Raw genomic sequence first — 16,029 nt, 5'->3', positions numbered from 1 at the left:
GGGAGAGGGTTAGGGTGAGGGGGCGCGTGGCGAGGAGCCCCCAGAATCAAGGCAAGCCCCACCCTCCCACCAACTCCACCCCATGCATCCCCCTCACCCCGACCCTCTCCCCGGGGGGGAGAGGGGGAGGCGCCCATAGGGAGTAGCGGAAACGGCGACGCTTCAGCCCAAGCGCGACCTTCGGCGGTGCAATCGGGTAGGCGGCCGAACCTGTAGCCCGGCCATACCGTTCATTTCGCACCGCAGCGCGCCGCCCATCACCGGACGCCGCGCGCGCACCGAAAGAAGGAGACCGTCATGCTGACGCTGTTGCGCACCGCCGTCCTGGTCCTGCCGCTGGTCGCCGTGGCCGCCTGCCACAAGGACGGCCCGGCCGAGCGCGCCGGCGAGTCCATCGACAACGCCGGCCAGAGCATCAAGGACGCCATCGATCCGCCGGGTCCGGCGGAAAAGGCCGGCCGCGCCATCGATCGCGCGGTGGACTGATACCCGCCTCGCTCAGCGGGCCGCGAGGTCCCGATCCCGCCCAGCCGGCTGAATGCCCGACACCTCCAGCAGCAGCTTGCTGAGAATCGCGTCGGCGAAGGCGTCGAAGTCGCGGGCGGGGACCAGGAAGGCGCCGGGGCCGCCGATGACATGGTCGCGGTAATAGCCCTCCAGGTCGTTCGGCGCCGCGCCGCCCCAGGGGTTGGGCCGGTCGTTCAGGATCGGCAGCCCGTTGATGGTGATGCCGCGGGCGACCGCGGCGTCGCGCGCTTCCTCTACCGGGCGGCCGCGGTTGTTCTCGCCGTCGCCCGACAGGTCGATGACCCGCCGCGTGCCCTCGAACCCGTTGTTCTCGAACAGCGGGACGGAATAGTCGATGGCGGAGCTGATGGAGGTCCATTGCTCCGTCATCATCGGCGCTTCCGCGACCATGCCGGCGAAGCGCTCGATGCTGGGCGGATCGCTCAGCTCGGTCCAGCCGACGACGGTGTGCTGGTGGCCCTCCCCCGCCCATTCCACATAGGTGGCGGCGATGCGGCCGAAGGGCCCACCACGGATCGCCGCCTGCACCTTCGGGTTCAGCAGGGCCTGGACATAGCCGTTGCGCTGCAGCTTCGCCTCGTCCGGATCGACGCTGCCGGACACATCCACTGCCAGGACCAGTTCCAGATCCACCGGCGTCTGGGCCCCGGCCGGGACCGCGGATAAGGACAGGCATAAGGGGGTGAGGATCAGGACGCAGGCCGGGAAACCAGCAAGGAGTTGGGCCAAAAGACGGTATGCACGCATACGCACCCCCCTTCGCCACGGCTGTCCGGACGCCTGGCGTCCGGACGAAGGATTGAGGATTGGTATGCGAACGGTCTCTGTCCATGCCCTGCCGGGCGATTCCGGCGGCAACGAAAGGCCAAGGCGGAGTACTCCGCCGCCATCGCAACCCGGAATGACCGGCACAATCCGTGACGGCGGCTCTGGTAACGGGTGACAAAGGCCCAATTGCCTGCATAGCTTAAGCCGTAAGGGGTAAGCCGACCGGCGGCAGCCCCGCATCCGCCCCACATCCGGCAGTTCATGTCCGCATCAGCCATCGACATGCCTTCAGGCCGCTCACCCTCAGCCGTCCTGCCGCGGCCGGGATTGACCGTGTGCGTCCTCCTGGCCCTCCTGCCTGCCGTCTGGCCCGGCGGCTGGTCTGGCGGCTGGTCTGGCGCAGCGACGGCGCAGACCGTGCCTCCACCGCTGCATTCGGCCGAGTTGATGGCGCCCGACCTGCCCAAGCCGCAGGTTCCTGCCCCTCGCGCCATCGACACGCACACCGCCTGCGCCGACCATGAACCGGCGGGCAAGCCCGTCCTCGATGCGCTGTTCGGCGGGGACGCCGCCTTCGCGGAGCTGGCACGCAATAACCCGGCCGAAGCCTTCCGCTGTTCCAGCCTGTTCCCCGGCGAGACGGCGCTGGCCGCCCTGCGGGAGGCGGCCATGATCGCCCCCTTCGACGCCGTGGGCGCTGCGGACCAGCTGTCCACCCGTCCCGGCGGTGCGGAGGTCGTCGCGCGGGCGCTGGACGTCGGGCTGCTGACGCGCTCGCTCGACAGCGGCCTGCCCTTCTACGAGACGCGGCACGAGCTGCGCAAACGCCTGCCCAAGGACGCTCTGCGCCTGCTGGAAACCCAGGCGGCCAAGGCGCTGGCGGCATCCCTGGCGCGCGACCCGGCGCTGATGGCGCCGAAGATCGGCGTGCTGCTGGATGACATGGTGGACGATCCGCCGGCCGACCGCTTCCGCATCACGCTGGCTCTGTCGTCGGAGGATCTGTTCGGGCTGATCGCCCGGATCGGTCCGCAGCTCTACACCTCGTCGCTCGACGGGCTGGTCAACATCCTCCAGATCCAGCTGAAGCAGGAGCGGCGCGGCATCCTCGACCTTGCCCGCGGGGCGCGCACCCGGCCGCTGTGGGCGGACTTCTTCATCGCCGTCGTCGGCGGCGGACGGGCCGGCAGCCTGTTCGGCACCAACCCCGCCACCGCGCGGGAGCTGATGCGCGAGAGCATCCAGGCCCTGCTGCCGGCCATCCTGAGGCAGCAGACACCCGCAATGGGGGCCATGCCGGATCCAGCGGTGGTCATCGGCGTGCTGGCCGACGCCATGGACCTCGACAACCGCGCGGTCCGCGCCGCGCTGGAGGACGAGCTGGCGGCCTGGTACCGCGATGCGGGCGAAAGCTCCGTCAAGGCGATGGCCGGGCTGGCGGGCAGCCTGCATGCGACGCGCCTGTCCGGCCGCCCGGCCACTCCCGCCTTCGAGTCCGAGCGGTTCCTCCAGCGCCATTCGCTGGGCGCCCCACCCGTCCTGACCGCTCAGCGCCTGTTCCGCAACGGCCTCAACGTGCAGCGGATGACCTTCTACGACGATCCCGACGGGCGGGCGTCCTTCCGCGGCTTCCTGCGGCAGCACAGGATGCAGGGCTGGGCGCTGCACAGCCGGTCCGGCTTCGTCGTCGCCGTCAGCCCCGACCGCCATGGCCGCCGCATCGTCATCGTCGCCGACATGCCCGGCGCCGGCGATGCGGGACGGGCCGCGGCCTGGGACTGGATGGCGCGCGAGGGACTGACCCCGTCCATCGTCATCCACCGCGGCCACAGCTATCACGAGGACGGCACGATGACGGAGATCGCGCCGGCCACGGCGCTGGTCTTCTGGGGGTCCTGCGGCGGCCACACGCGGCTCCGCGCCACGTTGGAGCGGGCGCCCGACGCGCTGGTGCTGGCGACGCAGAACATCGGCGTGTCGGCCGTCAACGAGACGTTGCTGGGCATCATCGAGGAACGGCTGCTGGCCGACGGAGCCATCGATTGGAACGCGGTGTGGACCGACGCCCGCGCCCGCATCCGCGACCGCCGCTTTGCCGCCTACAAGCGCCCCGACCAGGATTCGGCCAACCTCGCCTTCCGCGCCTGGCGGGTGCAGGCGGCCTTCCCTTAACCCGCACCGGCAGGGCATGGCTGAGTTTCGCCCGCGCCGCTTGCGGCGGAACCGCGCGCATGGTGCTGTGGTGCACCCGATTGTTGCCCACCCCCGTTGTCGAGGCCCCAGACCATGACGTGGCAGACGCTCGCCTTCTTCTTCGCCACCGCCTTCGTGATCTCGATGACGCCGGGGCCGAACATGCTGCTGGCGATGAGCCTCGGCCTGCGCTTCGGCGCGCGGCGCGCCGCCTGGGGCGGGGCCGGCATGTGCGCGGCGCTGGCGGTGATGGCGGCGCTGTCGGCCTTCGGGCTGGGCGCCCTGCTCTCCACCTCCGTGCTCGCCTTCGAGATCGTGCGCTGGGCCGGCGTGGCCTATCTGACCTGGCTCGGCATCGCCGCGTGGCGGGCGCCGGTGGAGCCGGCCGGAAGCCGCGACGCCGCGGCCTCCGCCACCGGCGAGGGGTCGGCGGTGCGGCTGTTCCTGCGCGGCGCCCTGGTCGCCTTCAGCAACCCGAAGGCGCTGGTCTTCATGGGCGCCCTGTTCCCGCAATTCATCGATGCCGGCGCGCCCCTGGCGCCGCAGTTGATCGCCCTGGTCGCCACCATGGTGGTGATCGAGTTCGGCTGGATCATGGCCTATGCGACCGGCGGCGACCGGCTGGCGGCGAGACTGACGACGGTGTCGGCGGCGAAGTCGCTGAACCGGCTGACCGGCGGCCTGATGATCGGCGCCGGCGGCCTGCTGGCGCTCGCCCGCCGGGTCTGACGCACCCGCCCCGCTTCCCTCCCGTTCTTCAAAAGAAAAGGGCCGCGCAAATGCGCGGCCCTGAAGTTTAGGGAGGAAACGCCCCGAGAATGGGCAGGGCCAAGATATGCTGCGCCGCACACGAACTGGTATTACCAATGCTGAATGGTAGCCATGCGTTGCGGGAATGGCCCTATGCAGCAATATGCATTGTCAGCAATAAGGACCGGCTCTCGGTTACAAAAATTTCATAGAACCGCCGCGCTCGAGTCATCGCCCGCCCCATTAATGCATCGGTTTGCCACATCCCCCGAAGGGTTAACCCAGAGGTGGTGTGGCGATGCGAAACCCGCGGTCGAGGAATGGTGCGATGGCGATCCCAGTCCTGCGCAGCTTGACGCTGAAGCAGGCGATTCATGCGGTCCTCGCCGCCTTCGTCATCGGATTCGCCATCACCGCGGTGGAGTTCGCCTGGACCGCCTCGCGCGAGCGGGCGATGGCGCTTGCCCGGATCGAGGAGGCGGCCGCTCTGGTGGAGGGGCCGGCCGCCACCGCCGCTTGGCTGATCGACGGCGATCTGGCCGGGCAGGTGCTGGACGGCATGGTGCGCGCGAATGCAGGCTGGGCGGAGATCCGGCTGGGGGACGGCACGCTGCTGGCCCGGCGCGAGCAGGCAGCACCGCCGCCGACGCTGCTGGAACGGGCGGCGACCGCGCTGCTCTTCACCGACCGGCCGGTCCTGGTCCATGACCTCCCAGTCCCCGCCGCGGGCAGCCGCCGTATCGTCGGCCGGCTGGCGGTCGGGATCGACACCGGGCGGGCGGCGGCCGGCTTTCTCGCCTATGTCTCGGCGGCGCTGGTTGCGGGGACCTTGCGCAACCTCCTGATCGGGCTGGCGATGGCGGCGGTGTTCCACCGGCTTTTGACCCGCCCGCTTCTGCAGATCGGCCGCGCGGTGGCGCGCATCGATCCGGAGAAGCCCTATGGGCAGCCGTTGGTCGTGCCCCGCGGCCATGCCGACGACGAACTCGGCTTCGTCATCGCCCGCTTCAACCACACCCTGACCCTGCTGGAGCAGGAGCATGACGAGTTGCGCCGGCTGGCGACCCGCTGCCCGTTGACTGGGCTGGCGAACCGCGCACTGCTGCTCGACCGGTTGGACCATGCCATCGATCTGGCGGAGCGTTCGCGGGCTCCGGGCGCCGGCCGGCTGGCAGTGCTCTATGTCGACCTCGACCGCTTCAAGCGGGTCAACGACAGCCTGGGCCACGGTGTGGGCGACCTGCTGCTCTGCCGGGTGGCGGAACGGCTCGGCGCCAGCGTCCGGCGCTGCGACACCGTCGGCCGGCTGGGCGGCGACGAGTTCCTGGTGGTGCTGGAGCGCGTCGCCGACGGCGAAGAGGCGGCGATGGTTGCGCAACGGCTGCTGGACGGGCTGTCCGCCTTGCGGGAGGTCGGCGACCACCGCGTCCATGTCACCGCCAGCATCGGCATCGTCCTTCACTCTGTGGACGCTGCGGCCGGCGGGGGTGCCGCAGACGGCGCCGGGCTGATGCGGATGGCCGATTCGGCGATGCAGGCCGCCAAGACGGCGGGCGGCAACCGCTTCGTCTTCCACACCCGCGACATGACCGATCGGGCCGAGACCCGCCTGCGGCTTGAGGCCGGATTGCGCGAGGCGGTCGCGGCCAAATCCTTCGAACTGGTCTACCAGCCGAAGATCGAGGCGGCGGCCGGCCGGCTGACCGGCTTCGAAGCGCTGATCCGCTGGCGGCACGAGGGGGCGGCGATTTCCCCCGCCGATTTCATCCCCGTCGCCGAGGACACCGGCCTGATCATCGAGATCGGCCATTGGGTGCTGGAGGAGGCGTGCCGGACCGCCACCCGCTGGGCGCTGGACCACGGTCCGGTGCCGGTGGCGGTCAATGTCTCCGCCCGCCAGCTCGCCGACCCCGGCTTCGCCCGGTTGGTCGAGCAGGTGTTGCAGCGCCACGGCACCCCGCCCGACCTGCTGGAGCTGGAGATCACCGAAACCGTCATCATGAAGGACGTGCGCCATCACCTGCCGACGCTGAACCGCTTGCGGGCGTTGGGCGTGCGCATCGCCATCGACGATTTCGGCACCGGCTATTCCTCGCTGGCCTACCTGCGCGAACTGCCGGTGGACGTGCTGAAGATCGACCGCAGCTTCGTCAACGACCTGCCGCACGCTCCCGACATCGCCTCCACCGTCATCGCCCTGGCCCAGAAGCTGCTGCTGTCGACCGTGGCGGAGGGGGTGGAGACCGCCGAACAGCGGCACTGGCTGGCCGAAGCCGGCTGCAACTGCCTGCAGGGCTTTCTGATCTCGCGCCCGCTGTCGGCCGATGCCGCAGAGGCGATGGTGATGACGACCTTCGCCTGTGACGAGGTGCTGCCGCTGACGGCGTGACGGGAGCAGACGCCAAGTAACCTCTCGGAATCCGCCGAAATGGAATTCAGTTTCATTTAGCGGCTCCCCTCTGTCCCAAGTTTCCGTCCGCATTCCGCACCATTTTGCCGATATTCGCCCACCCATTCACATCAGGATGACCTGATATTCCGGACGAACAATTGCGGCGCCGGACGGCGTCTCCTTATGAGTATTTTCAAATAAAAAATATGACCGCATGGGAACGGATCGTTCTCCATTCGCCAAAAAGCACTCATAAAAGGAACGCCCGATGTACCGAGATCGCATTCGCCTGAAGTCGCTGTGGGGCAAGGTCGTGCCGGCGGAAGAGGCCGCATTCCTGATCAAGGACGGCATGACGGTGGGCATGAGCGGCTTCACCCGCGCCGGCGACGCCAAGGCCGTGCCGCTGGCGCTGGCCGAACGCGCCGCGTCCGAAAAGCTGAAGATCACGCTGATGACCGGCGCCTCGCTGGGCAACGACGTGGACCGCATCCTGACGGAGGCCGGCGTTCTGTCCCGCCGCCTGCCCTTCCAGGCCGACCCGGTGCTGCGCAAGGCGATCAACCGCGGCGAAGTGATGTTCGTCGATCAGCATCTGTCGGAGACGGTGGAACTGCTGCGCTCGCGCCAGATGGGCCCGGTCGACGTCGCGGTTATCGAAGCCTGCGCCATCACCGAAAACGGCGGTATCGTGCCGACCACCTCCATCGGCAATTCGGCGACCTTCGCCATCCTGGCCGAGAAGATCATCGTCGAGCTGAACCTGACCCAGCCGCTGGATCTGGAGGGGATGCACGACGTCTATATCCCGACCCGCCGCCCCTTCCGCGAGCCGATCCCGGTGGTGACGGCGGAAAGCCGCGCCGGCCTGCCCTACATCCCGATCGACCCGTCGCGCATCGCGGCCATCGTCGTGACGCGAAAGCAGGACAGCTCCGCCAGCATCCTGCCGCCGGACGACGAGACCAACGCCATCGCCGGCCACCTGATCGAGTTCCTCGGTCGCGAAGTTCGCCAAGGCCGGATGGGCCGGTCGCTGGCGCCGCTGCAGGCCGGCATCGGCACCATCGCCAACGCGGTGCTGCACGGGCTGATCGACGGGCCGTTCCACGACCTTACCATGTACAGCGAGGTGCTGCAGGACAGCACCTTCGAGCTGTTCGACGCCGGCAAGCTGAACTTCGCGTCCGGCTCCTCGATCACGCTCAGCGCCGGGAAGTATGCCGAGGTGCTGCCGAAGATCGGCTCCTACAAGGGCCGGCTGCTGCTGCGGCCGCAGGAGATCTCCAACCATCCGGAGGTGATCCGCCGTCTTGGCGTCATCGGCATCAACACGGCGCTGGAGTGCGACATTTACGGAAATGTCAACTCCACCCACGTCAACGGCACGCAGATGATGAACGGCATCGGCGGTTCCGGCGACTTCGCCCGCAACAGCCACCTCGCCATCTTCGTCACCAAGTCGCTGGCCAAGGGCGGCGCCATCTCCAGCGTCGTACCGATGGTCAGCCATGTCGACCACAACGAACATGACGTCGATGTGCTGGTGACGGAGATCGGGCTGGCCGACCTGCGCGGACTGGCGCCGCGCGAGCGGGCGGAGACCATCATCCGCAACTGCGTCCATCCCAGCTATCGCGAACTGGCGGCCGACTATCATCGCCGGGCGCTTCAACGCGGCGGCCACACCCCGCATTTGCTGGAGGAGGCCTTCGCCTGGCACACCCGCTTCCAGCAGACCGGCAGCATGATGCCGAAGCCGCTGGCCGCCGAATAAGGTTCCTCAAAAACGGGCGGGCCGCGGAAATCCGCGGCCCGTCCCCGTTACCGATATGCTGTCATACGTGCTGCCCGCCGTTGCGCTCCAAGTAGAGAAGCAGGGCTGGGTAATAGTGCTTGCGCTCGGACGAAATCTTCTCACAGAAACGCCGGGCGGCACCGCTCTTGAGCCATTCCTCAAGCTGCCCATTTGCCCGCTTTTCCGCGACGATGGTGTCGATCGCGTCCAAAATCTTGTGAATCACCTCAGGCCTCGTCTTGTGCGAACCGGAGCGGCGTCTTCGTCGCCCTCACAGACTTATATGGCTCAGGTGATGGTAATTGGACCTGCATTCTGGGAATGGCTGCGTGTTGCGATGCACAAAACATATGAACTCACGCCCTCTCCCGCTCATCCTCCGACGGGCGCAGGGCCTGACCGGTGGGGCACAGGCGCAGCAGCACGCAGCGGTCGCAGGCCGGTGCCTGATAATAGCAGCAGCGCTGGCCGTGCAGCATCATGACCTCATGGTTGTCGTAGACCTGCTGGGCGTCCCAATTCTCCGGCAGTTGCGCCGACAGCACCGCGTGGGAGGGGCCGACGGCGACGCTGGCGGGGATCAGGCCGGTGCGGACGGCGACGCGGTGGTGATGGCTGTCCACCGGCAGCGCCGCCTGCCGCAAGGTAGAGAAGCTCAGCACCGCCGCGCTGGTCTTCGGCCCCACCCCCGGCAGTTCCTCCAGCCACGCGCGGGCTTCGGGCACCGGCATGCCGGACAGCAGGTCGAGCGACAGGCTGCCGACCCGTTCGGTGATCCGGCGCAGGATGGCCTGGATGCGCGGCGCCTTCTGTTCCGGCCAAGTGACGCCGGCGATCGTCGCCTCGACCTCGGCGACGGGGGCGTCGCGCACTGCCTGCCAATCGGGCCAGCGGCGCCGCAGCGCCTTGAAGGCGGCGCCGGAGGCGGCATTCCGGGTGCGGTGCGACAGCAGCGACGACACCAGCTCGCTCAGCGGGTCGAGGCTGTGGAAATAGGCGACCGGGCAGCCGTAGACGGTGCACAGCAGCCGGTGGATTTCGAGCGCCTTGTCGCGCAACGCAGCGGGGTCGGTCATAAAAACCGACAACAGACGAACCGGTAAGGCGTTACCGGTAAATCATGGGCTTCCGCTCAGCCCACCAGCCCCGACATCACCGCGCGCAGCTGCGCCGGCTTCACCGGCTTGTTCAGCACCAGACAGCCCGCCGCCTTGGCCTCGTCCGCCAGTTCCGGCGTGCGGTTGGCGGTGACGATCACCGCGGGCAGGATGCGGCCGCAGGCGGCGCGCAGCCGCGCCACCTCGTTGACGCCGAGCGCGCCGTCGTCGAGGTGGTAGTCGGCGATCAGCAAATCCGGCGGCTGCGGCATGCCGGACAGCAGCGCCAGCGCCTCGTCTCCGTTGGTGGCCGACACCACGTCGCAGGCCCAGCCGCGCAGCAGCGCCTCCATCCCCGCCACCACGGCCGGCTCGTTGTCCAGCACCAGGACCGAGGTTCCGGCCAGCCGGTTGGTCATCGGCCGGGCGGCGATGCTGGCCGGGCGCACGGCGCGGCGCTCCGTCCCGCGCGGCACGGTGACGGCGAAGACCGAGCCGCGGCCCGGCTCCGACCGCACGGTGATGGGATGGCCCAGCATGCGGGCGACGCGGTCGACGATGGCGAGGCCCAGCCCCATGCCGCGGTCGCGCCCCTTGGTGACGGGGGTGTCGAGGCGGCGGAACTCCTGGAAGATCTCGCCGATCTTGTCGCGCGGAATGCCGGGGCCGTTGTCCCACACCTCGATGCGGATGCCGTCGCCGGTGCGGCGGCAGCCGACCACCACCCGGCCGCCCTGGACATAGCGGAGCGCGTTCGACAGGAAATTCTGCACGATCCGGCGCAGCAGCCGCATGTCGCTGCGCACCACCGCTCCCGAAGCCACCACCTTGAGGTCGATGCCGCGCTCCGCCGCCACCGCGGCATATTCGGTGGCGAGCGGCGCCAGGATGCCGCGCAGCGGGAAATCGGTGACCTCCGGCGTCACCGCCCCGGCGTCGAGCTTGGAGATGTCCAGCAGCGCCGACAGCAGATCCTCCACCGACGCCAGCGCGACGTCGATGTTCTCCACCAGTTCGATGTTGCCGGCCGGCTGCTCAAGGTCGGCCAGTGCCGAGACGAACAGGCGGGCGGCGTTCAGCGGCTGCAGCAGGTCGTGGCTGGCGGCGGCGATGAAGCGGGTCTTCGACAGGTTGGCCTGATCGGCCTGGGATTTCGCCTGCTGAAGCTGGTCGTTCAGCATCATCAGCGCGGATTTCTCCGCCTGTTCGGACTCCCGCCGCCGCTCCTCCTCCCGCTTGATGACGGTGATGTCGGTGTAGACGCCGACGATACCGCCGTCGCGGGTGCGCCGCTCGTTCACCTGTATCCAGCGGCCGTCTGACAGCCGGTTCAGGAAGACGCCCTTCAGGTCGTGGCGGTGCTCCATCCGCTCGCGCAGCCAGACGTCGGGCGGCGGCTCGCTGACCGCGCCGGCGGCGGCGACCATGGCGACCAGATCGTTGAAGCGGATGCCGGCCTGGATGCGGCCCGCCACGGATGGCCAGTAGGACAGGTATTTGCGGTTGCACAGCACCAGCCGGTCGGCGGAGTCGAACAGGGCGAATCCCTCGTTCACCGACTCGATCGCCTCGAACAGGCGGGTGCGCATGGTGTCCGCCAGCTCCTTGGCGCGGGCGAGGTCGCGGTTGCTGTCCTCCAGCTTGTGCAGGGCGCGTTCCAGTTCCAGCGTGCGTTCGCGGATCTTCTGCTCCAGCACGATGGCGGTCTGGAACAGCGAGAAGGCGCCGCCCTGGAAGTCCATCGACCGCTCGACACGGTCCATCAACACCTTGTTGATGCGCTGGAGCTTGGCATTCTCTCGCTCAAGCTCGGCGATGCGGTCGGCGGGGTCGATCGTCCCGGCGGTCAGGCTGCGGGTGGAAATGCCGGCCATGGCTTAGCGCCCTCCGATGGCGACGCCCGTGAAGGTCTGGTTGACGTGCATGCCGTTCACCTGTTCGCCATAGGCGCAGAATCCGACAACCCGGTGACGGGCCAACCGTTCCGACATCACCGCGTTCAATTGCCGCTGCTCCATCTCCAGCCGGCGCAGGATGCAGTCGCAGCCGAGGATCAGGTCGGGCGCGCCGACCTCCGCCTCGATGCCCTCGATCAGCCCGTCGAAGTTGGACACCGGATCGACCCCCTCCGCCACGGTCAGGACGATGCCTTCGTCGATGGCGCAGAAGAAGGTCAGGCTTTCGTCGTCATTCACCTTCTGGATCGAGCGGACATGGTACTGGCCGCCGACCCGCACCACGACCGGATGCGAGGCGAAGATCATCGGGGTCAGCGGCTCCCCCTCCAGCCCGACCAGCCGGGCGTATTCGCGTCCGGCCGGTTCGGCATTGATCTCGTGGACGATGCGGTGCTGCGGATCGGCGCCGGTGACCACCATCTTGCGGTCGGAACTGACGAAATGCTGGGTGCGGAAGACGGTGAAGGGGCGGTTTGTGGTGAACAGCGCCACCACCGCCGCGTTGGGGTGGAAAGCCCCCTCGTGCAGGACGAAGGTGCGTTCGAAATGCAGGTCGTCGCCCGCCGACGCACCGAACAACGGGATGTCGATCAGCGCGTTGTGCAGTGCGCTGACCACCGTCTCCTCGCTCATCGACAAGCCGTCGATCAGCAGCATGGCGAAGCTGCGGGCCTCCTCGCCCAGCGGCACCGGCCGCGAGGCCATGGCCCGGTCGCGACGGGACAGCAGGGATCGCGCGATGGCCGTGCTGTCGGCGATCTCGAAACGGTCGACATGGTCGACCAGCGCCGTGACGACGCAGAAATCCTCGCTCGGGAAGCCCACCGCCACCACCGCGTTGGTGGTGTAGCCGCCAGGGCCGATCTCTCCCGCCGTGGTGCAGCCGATGACCGGCACCATGCCGAACTCCGCCGCCAGCGCGTCGGCCAGCGCATGGCGGTCGTAACTCGGCGCGCAGAAGACGAGCACCAGTTCCAGCGCCACGTCGCCCAGCCCGGCGCGCAACTCCCTTGCCGCCTCGTCGGGGCGTTCGGCATGGGTGACGGCGCGCGGCATGCCGTCGCCGGTTGCCGTCCTCGCCGGCCCTCTCACGGACGTCTCCCGTGCGGACATGGCTTCCCCCTGCACCTCCCGCTCCGTCCGCGGATGCGATCCGGCAAGGGTACTCCAGGGATGGCGGCGGGCAAGGCCAATCCGCGGGCCGGTGAAGGAGGACATGGTGGAGGATGGCTCCCCGGTGATGGTCTGTCAGAGAGTGTTTGCAGGCTGCGGATCGGAAAGGCCCGCCAATTCCTCATCCGTGAACAGGCGGGCCTTGGCGGTGAAGCGCACGCCGTCCGGCGCCTCGATCGAGAAGCCGCCGCCGCGCGCCTGGATAACGTCCAGAATGACCTGGGTGTTGCGCCACCATTGGAAGGTGTCGTCGCCCATGCAGAAGGGCGCACCGGCGATGATGCCGAGGCAAAGGTCACGCTCGCCCAGCCGGAACTCCCCCAGCGGCAGGCAGAGCGGCGCCGACCCGTCGCAGCAGCCGCCCGACAGGTGCAGCATCAGCGGTCCGTGCTTGGCCGACAGGCGGTCCAACAGGGCGATGGCTTCGGGGGTGGCGATGACGCGCTCTATCGGCGTGGGGGCGGGCGGCGTGGGGGCGGGCGGCGTGGGGGCGGCTGACATGGTGGTCCTTTATAACGAAACCACGCGGGGAAAGAAAAAAGGCCGGGGGACGCGCCCCCGGCCCAGGTTTGCCCGATAGGGAGGAGCGGGGCTCAGAAGAAGCCGAGCGCTTTCGGGCTGTAGCTGACCAGCAGGTTCTTGGTCTGCTGGTAGTGGTCGAGCATCATCTTGTGCGTCTCGCGGCCGATGCCGGACTTCTTGTAACCACCGAAGGCGGCGTGCGCCGGGTACAGGTGGTAGCAGTTGGTCCACACGCGGCCGGCCTGGATGCCGCGGCCCATGCGGAAGGCGCGGTTGCCGTCACGGCTCCACACGCCGGCGCCCAGGCCGAACTCGCTGTCGTTGGCGATGGCCAGCGCCTCTTCCTCGGTCTCGAAGGTGGTCACGGCGACGACCGGGCCGAAGATCTCCTCCTGGAAGATGCGCATCTTGTTGTGGCCTTCCAGGATGGTCGGCTGCACGAAATAGCCGCCCTCCAGCTCGCCGCCCAGGTGGGATCGCTCGCCGCCAAGCAGGACCTTGGCGCCCTCGGCCTTGCCGATCTCGATGTAGGAGAGGATCTTCTCCAACTGCTCCTGCGAGGCCTGGGCGCCGATCATGGTGGCGCCGTCCAGCGGATGGCCCTGGGTGATCTTGGCGACGCGCTCCACCGCCAGCTTGATGAAGCGGTCGTAGATCGACTTCTGGATCAGGACGCGGCTCGGGCAGGTGCAGACTTCGCCCTGGTTCAGCGCGAACATCGCGAAGCCTTCCAGCGCCTTGTCCAGGAACTCGTCGTCGGCGGCCATCACGTCTTCGAAGAAGATGTTCGGCGACTTGCCGCCCAGCTCGACGGTCGACGGGATGATGTTCTCCGACGCATACTGCAGGATCAGGCGGCCGGTCGAGGTCTCGCCGGTGAAGGCGATCTTGGCGATGCGCTTGCTGGTGGCGAGCGGCTTGCCCGCCTCGATGCCGAAGCCGTTGACGACGTTGACGACGCCGGGCGGTAGCAGGTCGCCGATGATGTCCATCAGGACCATGATCGCCATCGGGGTCTGCTCGGCCGGCTTCAGCACGATGCAGTTGCCGGCGGCCAGCGCCGGGGCCAGCTTCCAGGCGGCCATCAGCAGCGGGAAGTTCCAGGGGATGATCTGGCCGACGACGCCCAGCGGCTCATGGAAGTGGTAGGCGTAGGTGGTGTGGTCGATCTCGGCGATCGAGCCTTCCTGGGCGCGGATGCAGCCGGCGTAGTAGCGGAAATGGTCGATGGCCAGCGGAACGTCGGCGGCGCGGGTCTCGCGGATCGGCTTGCCGTTGTCCAGCGTCTCGGCCAGCGCGATGACCTCCAGCCGCTCTTCCATGCGGTCGGCGATCTTCAGCAGGGTGTTCGAGCGCTCGGTCGGCGAGGTGCGGCCCCAGGCGTCCTTGGCCTTGTGGGCGGCATCGAGCGCCAGCTCCACGTCGGCAGCCTGGGAACGGGCGACCTCGCACAGCGGCTTGCCGGTAATCGGGGTCACGTTGGTGAAGTATTGGCCGTCCACCGGAGCCACCCACTGGCCGCCGATAAAGTTGTCGTAGCGGGGGCGGAGCGCGATCTGCTTCTGGAGCGTGTCGAGAGCCTGGTGGAGCATTTGGGCCGTTCCTCTCAGTGTGGCGAACCGGACAGGTCCCCGGTCCAGCGCGTTTGTCTGCGCCATTCAGCCACTCTGGGAGGTGGAGGGTAAATTGTACTATGGAAGGAGAAGATCGGGTGGTGGGATTGTTCGTTCACCACCCGATCCCGCCACCCTTGGGACAACCGCCCGCCGGGCGACCGTTCACTCTGCGGGATGACGGCCCTCGACATAGCCCTTGCGCAACTGCTCCTGATACCAGCGGCGGTGATGCTCGATGGCCCAGGCCTCGTCGACATCGCCGCTGCCCATGGCGTCGAAGGCGCCTTCCATGCCGATGGTGCCGATGTAGATGTGGCCGATCACCACCGCGATCAGCACGGCCGCCAGCAGGCCGTGGATGACGTGCATGATCTGCATGCCGCCGATTCCGGTGAAGGCGAAGGGCACCATCAGCAGATAGCCGGTGACCGCCATGCCGATCCCGCCCAGCACGATGCCCCAGAACACCCCCTTCTGTCCGGCGTTGAAGCGCCCGGCTTCCGGATGGTGGCCGCCGGCCTTGGAAAAAAGGCCGCCGCCGGTCTTGATCCATTGCCAGTCCGACTTTTCGGGAATGTTGTCGCGCATCCAGAGCGCCACGATCATCAGCAGCCCGACGACGAAGGGCACGCTGACGAAGTTGTGGATCGACTTGGAATATTCCGCCAGCGGTGTGAAGGCCTGATGGCCGATCAGCGGGATCAGCAGCGTCCGGCCGAAGGTGAGGACCACGCCGGTCAGCGCCATCGCCAGAAAACTGACCGCCGTCGTCCAATGGGCGAAGCGGTCCACCCAATTGAAGCGCAGGACCAGCCGCCCCGCCTTTCCGCCATGGATGCGGATGGTGCCGCGATAGAGGAAGAAGATCGTCAGCACGGCCGTCATGCCGATCGCCAGCCCGCCGATCGCCAGCCGCAGCGTGTGGCTGCGCCATTCCCGCCATTCCCGCCCTTCCGGCTGGACCAGCACCGCCAGCTTCTCGTCAGGGATGCTGACGCGGCCGATCACCTTGTCGTCCTGCGGGACGTAGAGCGGCACCTGCTCCTTGGTGGTGGGCGAGTTGGGGCCGGGCACCTGATAGAGCTGCGCTTGTGCGAAAGTCGGAGCAGCCAGCAGGGCGAAGAGCAGCAGCAGGGCGTGCAGGGGGCGCATGGGTTGGTCTCCCGGTATGGTCTTTTATGTGGGGGCACCGCTTGCCCCCTCCCTAACCCTCCCCCTCTTCGAGGGAGAGGGG

The 16,029-nt window shown here is 68.2% G+C and carries 13 protein-coding genes; 5 read left to right on the top strand and 8 right to left on the bottom strand.

What is annotated here, in order from left to right; genetic code table 11:
* Window positions 1-297: 297 nt before the first annotated feature.
* Window positions 298-486, top strand: a complete 189-nt coding sequence (locus VD964_RS23310) for a hypothetical protein (protein WP_295825481.1) — start codon at window positions 298-300, stop codon at window positions 484-486.
* Between the two features lie 12 nt (window positions 487-498).
* On the opposite strand, the gene VD964_RS23305 is transcribed toward VD964_RS23310, so the two are convergent.
* Window positions 499-1,275 carry a DUF1194 domain-containing protein gene (locus VD964_RS23305; protein WP_324870884.1) on the bottom strand — a complete coding sequence of 259 codons (777 nt, stop codon included), beginning with the start codon at window positions 1,273-1,275 and terminating at the stop codon, window positions 499-501.
* Window positions 1,276-1,629: 354 nt separating this feature from the next.
* On the opposite strand from VD964_RS23305, the gene VD964_RS23300 reads away from it, so the two are divergent.
* From VD964_RS23300 to VD964_RS23285, 4 genes are all read left to right on the top strand, one after another.
* The gene (locus VD964_RS23300; protein WP_324870883.1) at window positions 1,630-3,468 is read left to right on the top strand and encodes a hypothetical protein; all 1,839 of its coding nucleotides are present in this window, start codon (window positions 1,630-1,632) and stop codon (window positions 3,466-3,468) included.
* A gap of 114 nt (window positions 3,469-3,582) precedes the next feature.
* Window positions 3,583-4,218 carry a LysE family transporter gene (locus VD964_RS23295; protein WP_310115428.1) on the top strand — a complete coding sequence of 212 codons (636 nt, stop codon included), beginning with the start codon at window positions 3,583-3,585 and terminating at the stop codon, window positions 4,216-4,218.
* A 349-nt stretch (window positions 4,219-4,567) separates the two neighbouring features.
* On the top strand, window positions 4,568-6,628 hold the full coding sequence (locus VD964_RS23290) for a putative bifunctional diguanylate cyclase/phosphodiesterase (protein WP_324870882.1): 2,061 nt from the start codon (window positions 4,568-4,570) through the stop codon (window positions 6,626-6,628).
* Between the two features lie 271 nt (window positions 6,629-6,899).
* Window positions 6,900-8,408 (top strand): acetyl-CoA hydrolase/transferase family protein, encoded by a 1,509-nt coding sequence (locus VD964_RS23285; RefSeq protein ID WP_324870881.1) that lies wholly within the window; start codon window positions 6,900-6,902, stop codon window positions 8,406-8,408.
* Between the two features lie 61 nt (window positions 8,409-8,469).
* Here the strand turns inward: VD964_RS23285 and VD964_RS23280 are convergent, their stop codons facing one another.
* From VD964_RS23280 to VD964_RS23250, 7 genes are all read right to left on the bottom strand, one after another.
* Complete coding sequence (locus VD964_RS23280; RefSeq protein ID WP_324870880.1) at window positions 8,470-8,655, bottom strand: hypothetical protein; 186 nt, start codon at window positions 8,653-8,655, stop codon at window positions 8,470-8,472.
* Between the two features lie 130 nt (window positions 8,656-8,785).
* Window positions 8,786-9,505, bottom strand: coding sequence for a Fe-S cluster assembly protein HesB (locus VD964_RS23275; protein WP_324870879.1), 720 nt, complete (start codon window positions 9,503-9,505; stop codon window positions 8,786-8,788).
* A 56-nt stretch (window positions 9,506-9,561) separates the two neighbouring features.
* The gene (locus tag VD964_RS23270; RefSeq protein ID WP_324870878.1) at window positions 9,562-11,400 is read right to left on the bottom strand and encodes a NahK/ErcS family hybrid sensor histidine kinase/response regulator; all 1,839 of its coding nucleotides are present in this window, start codon (window positions 11,398-11,400) and stop codon (window positions 9,562-9,564) included.
* Between the two features lie 3 nt (window positions 11,401-11,403).
* Entirely contained in the window at window positions 11,404-12,576 is a 1,173-nt protein-coding gene (gene nosP / locus VD964_RS23265) for a nitric oxide-sensing protein NosP (protein WP_324870876.1), read from the bottom strand.
* Between the two features lie 156 nt (window positions 12,577-12,732).
* Window positions 12,733-13,158 carry a DUF779 domain-containing protein gene (locus tag VD964_RS23260; protein WP_324870874.1) on the bottom strand — a complete coding sequence of 142 codons (426 nt, stop codon included), beginning with the start codon at window positions 13,156-13,158 and terminating at the stop codon, window positions 12,733-12,735.
* 92 nt (window positions 13,159-13,250) lie between these two features.
* On the bottom strand, window positions 13,251-14,771 hold the full coding sequence (gene adh, locus VD964_RS23255; RefSeq protein ID WP_324870873.1) for an aldehyde dehydrogenase: 1,521 nt from the start codon (window positions 14,769-14,771) through the stop codon (window positions 13,251-13,253).
* A gap of 186 nt (window positions 14,772-14,957) precedes the next feature.
* On the bottom strand, window positions 14,958-15,947 hold the full coding sequence (locus VD964_RS23250) for a formate dehydrogenase subunit gamma (RefSeq protein ID WP_324870872.1): 990 nt from the start codon (window positions 15,945-15,947) through the stop codon (window positions 14,958-14,960).
* Window positions 15,948-16,029 lie beyond the last annotated feature (82 nt).

Source organism: Azospirillum sp. (assembly GCF_035628975.1).
Taxonomy (GTDB): Bacteria; Pseudomonadota; Alphaproteobacteria; order Azospirillales; family Azospirillaceae; genus Azospirillum.
Note: the sequence above shows the minus strand (reverse complement) of the source record. Positions and strands in the feature narration are given on the sequence as shown.

Bases quoted from the DNA above. Each gene is read 5' to 3' on its own strand.
- VD964_RS23260 (WP_324870874.1), bottom strand. From the start codon at position 13,158: ATGTCAGCCGCCCCCACGCCGCCCGCCCCCACGCCGCCCGCCCCCACG.
- VD964_RS23305 (WP_324870884.1), bottom strand. From the start codon at position 1,275: ATGCGTGCATACCGTCTTTTGGCCCAACTCCTTGCTGGTTTCCCGGCC.
- adh (WP_324870873.1), bottom strand. From the start codon at position 14,771: ATGCTCCACCAGGCTCTCGACACGCTCCAGAAGCAGATCGCGCTCCGC.
- VD964_RS23275 (WP_324870879.1), bottom strand. From the start codon at position 9,505: ATGACCGACCCCGCTGCGTTGCGCGACAAGGCGCTCGAAATCCACCGG.
- VD964_RS23270 (WP_324870878.1), bottom strand. From the start codon at position 11,400: ATGGCCGGCATTTCCACCCGCAGCCTGACCGCCGGGACGATCGACCCC.
- VD964_RS23295 (WP_310115428.1), top strand. From the start codon at position 3,583: ATGACGTGGCAGACGCTCGCCTTCTTCTTCGCCACCGCCTTCGTGATC.
- VD964_RS23290 (WP_324870882.1), top strand. From the start codon at position 4,568: ATGGCGATCCCAGTCCTGCGCAGCTTGACGCTGAAGCAGGCGATTCAT.
- VD964_RS23250 (WP_324870872.1), bottom strand. From the start codon at position 15,947: ATGCGCCCCCTGCACGCCCTGCTGCTGCTCTTCGCCCTGCTGGCTGCT.
- VD964_RS23310 (WP_295825481.1), top strand. From the start codon at position 298: ATGCTGACGCTGTTGCGCACCGCCGTCCTGGTCCTGCCGCTGGTCGCC.
- VD964_RS23285 (WP_324870881.1), top strand. From the start codon at position 6,900: ATGTACCGAGATCGCATTCGCCTGAAGTCGCTGTGGGGCAAGGTCGTG.